This window comes from Cellulomonas sp. P4_B5_2, from assembly GCF_056402235.1.
In genome coordinates this window covers 1-3149 of the sequence record NZ_JBFUHU010000382.1, presented here as the reverse complement: position 1 = coordinate 3149, position 3149 = coordinate 1, and the positions used below count along the sequence as shown (strand labels likewise).

At 73.9% G+C, this 3149-nt stretch carries 4 protein-coding genes; 3 read left to right on the top strand and 1 reads right to left on the bottom strand.

Annotation, left to right across the window (positions count from 1 at the left end):
• Nucleotides 1-128: 128 nt before the first annotated feature.
• Complete coding sequence (locus AC1DUQ_RS19820) at nucleotides 129-998, bottom strand: alpha/beta fold hydrolase (RefSeq protein ID WP_477060232.1); 870 nt, start codon at nucleotides 996-998, stop codon at nucleotides 129-131.
• 109 nt (nucleotides 999-1107) lie between these two features.
• Here AC1DUQ_RS19820 and AC1DUQ_RS19815 point away from each other — a divergent pair, with 109 nt between their 5' ends.
• The 3 genes from AC1DUQ_RS19815 to AC1DUQ_RS19805 form a co-directional block, all read left to right on the top strand.
• Nucleotides 1108-1515 carry an FKBP-type peptidyl-prolyl cis-trans isomerase gene (locus tag AC1DUQ_RS19815; protein WP_082574249.1) on the top strand — a complete coding sequence of 136 codons (408 nt, stop codon included), beginning with the start codon at nucleotides 1108-1110 and terminating at the stop codon, nucleotides 1513-1515.
• Nucleotides 1516-1584: 69 nt separating this feature from the next.
• Nucleotides 1585-2409: a MerR family transcriptional regulator gene (locus AC1DUQ_RS19810; RefSeq protein ID WP_477074429.1), complete on the top strand. Its 825-nt coding sequence runs from the start codon at nucleotides 1585-1587 to the stop codon at nucleotides 2407-2409.
• 33 nt (nucleotides 2410-2442) lie between these two features.
• On the top strand, nucleotides 2443-3149 hold a 707-nt coding region (locus tag AC1DUQ_RS19805; protein WP_477074428.1), incomplete at its 3' end, for a transglutaminase-like domain-containing protein.

The following is a 3149-nucleotide window of genomic DNA, read 5'->3' as shown; positions in this document are numbered from 1 at the left end:
GGCTCGGCACCGCGACGCCGGCCCGGGCGGCCACGGCCGCGAGCGTCAGGTCGGCGAAGCCGGTGGGTCCGCCGCCGTCGACGACCGCGAGGGCGAGGTCGACGACGACGGCCCGGTCGAGGCCCGCCCTAGGCACGGGCGTCCGCGCGGACCTGGAACCGGCCGGCGGCGTCGCGGGACAGGCCGGCGAGGAACGCGAGCGTGCGCGGGGCGACGACCTCGGGGGCCTGGTTCTGGGGGTAGTGCGCGACGTCCGGGATGACGACGACCTCCCCGTCGAGCACGCTGCGCAGCCACTCGGCCTCCGCCGCGGGGTCCGGGAAGTCGGGGTCGATCGCGCCGACGAACGCGACCGCCGGCGCGACGATCTCCGGCACGCGCGCCTCGACCGGGGCGTGCGTGAGCTGGACGGTGAGGTGCCGGAAGGAGCGCAGGTGGGCGGGGTCCTTCATCGCGGCCCGCAGGTCGGCGACGTGCTCGTCGAGCCACGGTGCCTTGGTGCCGCGGTTGAGGTAGCCGCGGTAGTAGGACGCCCAGACGGACGCACCCCACGGGCGCGAGAAGAGCGCCCGCTCGAGGCCGTGCATGACCGCGACGGCGATCGCCGGCATCGGGCGCTCGCGCAGGAACGGTCCGGTCAGGACGAGGCCGGCCACGAGGTCGGGTCGCTCGGCGGCGGCCCAGCCGGCAGCCCCGGCGCCCATGGAGTTGCCGACGAGGACCGCCGGGCCGCCGAGGTGCTCGACGAGCGCGAGCGCGTCCTGGCCGGTCACGACGTCGCCGTGGGTCGAGAACGTGGTGTCGGAGTCGCCGTGGCCGCGCAGGTCCATCACGGCGACGCGGTGGCCGGTGTCGGCGAGCGGGCCGGTGAGCTCGCGCCAGGTGCTGCGCAGGTCACCCATGCCCGGGATGAGGACGACGAGCGGGCCGTCCGCGGGCCCGTCGACCGTGTAGGCGATCCGCCCCTCGGGGCGCTGCAGGTGCTGGATGGTCGTCATGGACAGAAAGCTAATGCTATTAGCCAACCGCGTCAACCCCTCGGTTCGGCGTCTGTCGGTCGAGGTTGGCAAGATGGGCGCGCACTGTCATCCACTGAAGGAGTACGTCATGTCCGCAGCGCTGCCCGAGGTCTCGGGTTCCTTCGGCCAGAAGCCGACGCTGACCTTCCCGGACGCTCCGGCGTCGGGTGAGCTCGAGGTCCTGGTCCTGTCCCGCGGCGACGGCGCCCTCGTCGAGGCCGGGGACGACCTCGAGGTGCACTACCTCGGCCAGTCCTGGCAGGGCGGGATCTTCGACAACTCGTACGACCGCGGCTCCTCGATCAGCTTCCCGATCGGCGTCGGCGCTGTCATCGCCGGGTGGGACGAGGCGCTCGTCGGCCAGCAGGTCGGGTCGCGCGTGCTCGTCTCGATCCCCTCGCACCTGGGCTACGGCGACCGCGGTGTCCCGCAGGCCGGCATCAAGGGCGGGGACACGCTGGTCTTCGTCGTCGACATCGTCGGCACCAGCAACTAGGTCACAGAGCGACGGCCCCCTCGGCCCCCGACTGAGCCCACACGTGGGGGCCGTCGCTATCCTCGGCCCGTGGCGGACGGTGTGGTGACCATCGGCGAGTTCGCTCGCCGGTCGGGGCTCTCGCTCAAGGCGTTGCGGCTGTACGACGCCCGGGGGCTGCTCGAGCCCGTGCGCGTGGACCCGGACAGCGGGTACCGCTACTACGACCTCGACCAGCTGGGCAGGGCGCACACGATCTCGCTGCTCCGGCGGCTCGAGATGCCCCTCGGGTCGATCGCCGACGTGCTCGCCGCGGAGAACGGGCAGGCGGCCACGATCCGGTCCTGGTGGGACGGGCGCCAGCGGGAGCTCACCGAGCGCGGGCCCGAGCTGGACCTGGTCCTGCACGTCCTCGGCGAGCCGGACGCACCCGCACGGAGGGGCCGGTTCGGGGTCGACGACGTCGTGGTCGAGCAGGTGGGTCCGCGGACGGTGGCGTCGGTCCGGCACCRCGTGCTGCAGGAGGACCTGGTCGCGTCGCTGACGTCGGACGTGCTCCAGCTCCGGGCGTTCCTCGACGCGGGCGGCGCCGCGTACGGGCCCGAGTTCTGGGYGCTGTTCCACGGCGCGGTGGGCTTCGACGGCGACGGGCCCATCGAGACGTGCGTGCCGTACGAGGGTGCGATCGCGCCCGCCGGTGCCGTCACGCTGCGCGAGGAGCCCGCGCAGACCCTGGCGTCCGTCCCGGTGACCGCCGCCGACTGCCGGTACCCGGAGATCATCGGCGCGTACGTCGCGCTGGAGACGTGGTTCGTGTCCCGCGGCCACGCGCACGGTGGCCCGGAGCGCGAGATCTACCCCGTGCCGTGGTCCGACGAGGGCGTGGTCGTGCGCGTCGCCCGGCCCGTCCCTTGACCCTGCCCCTGGGGCAGGCTCCAGGCTGGCGGCATGCCTGAGCTCGCCGACTACGCCACCCACAGCCGCTACTCCGACCCCGGCCGGCACGCGCCCCTGCTCGCCGCCGTGGCCACCGACCCGGGGTCGCTGCACGCGGCCGCCTGCTCCGTGGTCATCCACTACCGGGGCGCGGCGGACCAGCTGGTGCCGGGGCAGGACGCGGACATCGACCTCCGGTGGCTCTCCGACCTGCTCGACGAGTCGCAGCGGCGCTCTTCCGGCCCGCTGACCAGCGCCCGGGAGCCCGCCCAGCAGCTCGCCGGGTGCTGCCGCGACCACACGCTGGTCGCCATCGCGGTGCTGCGCGAGCACGGGATCCCCGCGCGCAGCCGCGTCGGGTTCTCCGGCTACTTCCGCCCCGGGTTCCACCACGACCACGTGGTCGGCGAGTACTGGGACGGGTCGCGCTGGGTCCGGTTCGACCCCGAGCTCGACATGGCCGAGAACTGGTTCGGGTTCGACTCGCACGACATGGCGAACGGGATCGGGGCGCCGTTCGAGACCGCGGCGGAGGTCTGGCTGGCGCACCGTCGCGACGGCCTCGACGTGGCGACCTACGGCGTCGACCCCTCGCTGCCGTTCCTGTGCGGGCCGGAGTTCGTGCGGGGGTACGTGGTCACCGAGCTCGCGCACCGCGAGCGCGACGAACTGCTGCTGTGGGACGTGTGGGGGGACACCCTGCCCGAGACGCCTACGCC

What these genes read in the sequence shown, in the direction of transcription:
- AC1DUQ_RS19820 (WP_477060232.1), bottom strand. Translation starts at nt 998, where the DNA reads ATGACGACCATCCAGCACCTGCAGCGCCCCGAGGGGCGGATCGCCTAC.
- AC1DUQ_RS19815 (WP_082574249.1), top strand. Translation starts at nt 1,108, where the DNA reads ATGTCCGCAGCGCTGCCCGAGGTCTCGGGTTCCTTCGGCCAGAAGCCG.